This window comes from Mesorhizobium sp. M6A.T.Cr.TU.017.01.1.1 (assembly GCF_004023115.1).
In the GTDB taxonomy this organism is placed as follows: domain Bacteria; phylum Pseudomonadota; class Alphaproteobacteria; order Rhizobiales; family Rhizobiaceae; genus Mesorhizobium; species Mesorhizobium mediterraneum.
In genome coordinates, this window is the sequence record NZ_RZTA01000265.1 from 1 (window position 1) to 993 (window position 993).

Genomic DNA, 993 nt, shown 5'->3' on the forward strand with positions numbered 1-993 from the left:
GCATACCCGTCATCACCGTCGGGGTGCGCACCGAAAGCCTGACCGACCGGCGCGCCAAGACCGGCTGGCCGGTCTTTCGTCTCGGGCCGCGCGGCGACGACGAGCGCAACGCCGTCGCCACCATCCTCACACGGCTGTGGCAGAACGAGCTGTTCGCCGTCGTCGACGACGGCACCATCTACGGCCGCGAGATCGCCGAGACGCTTCGGGCGGCAGCCGAACAGGCGGCGCTGAAGCCAGTGTTCGTCGACACGTTCCGGCCGCAGCTCGATAACCAGATCGGACTGATCGGGCGGCTGAGGAAAGCCGGCGCAACGCATGTCTTCGCCGGCGGCGATGGCAGCGACGTCGCCATCATGGGCCGCGACGCCGGCCAGCTCGATGCCGGCATCATTTTTGCCGGAGGCGAAACACTGCGCACACTGCCCGGCGACGTGCCTTATGCCCAGGGCACGCTGATGATCGCGCCGCCCGAATGGGCCGATGTCGCCGACCCCAAGGTGCTGGAGGCGTTTGCCGCCCGAGAGATCGTGTCGGACGGCTACACGCTGCCGGCCTATGCGGCGGTCGAGATCGCCAAGGCGGCCTCGGCGCTGGCGGAAACCTCCAGCAAGCCATTGGCCGATGCGCTTACCGCGCAGGACTTCAGCACCGCGATCGGGCCCGTCCGCTTTGGCGTCAAGGGCGACTTGACCGAGAACCTCTATCGGGTCTTCCGTTTCAACGGCGTCCGGTTCGTGCCGATCGAGGACCAATGATGTTTCTTACAGGGCCGCGCAATCTCATCACCGATGTCGCTGGCCTGCGCGTCGGCAATGCTTCCGATGCGAGGCTGAAGTCCGGGGTGACCACCGTCGTCTGCGACGAACCGGCGGTGGCCGGTGTGCAGATTCTGGGCGGTGCGCCGGGCACCCGCGAGACCGACCTGCTCGAGCCGCACAATTCGATCGAGGCGATCCATGCCGTGGTGCTTTCGGGCGGCTCGGCCTTCGG

2 protein-coding genes are annotated in these 993 nt (G+C 67.4%); both read left to right on the forward strand.

The annotated features are described in order from the left end of the window. Positions 1 to 758, forward strand: a 758-nt coding sequence (locus tag EOB36_RS33885; protein WP_164897725.1) for an ABC transporter substrate-binding protein, incomplete at its 5' end; no start/stop codon positions are given. After that, on the forward strand, positions 758 to 993 hold a 236-nt coding region (locus tag EOB36_RS33890), incomplete at its 3' end, for a P1 family peptidase (protein ID WP_206637241.1). The genes EOB36_RS33885 and EOB36_RS33890, both read left to right, overlap by 1 nt.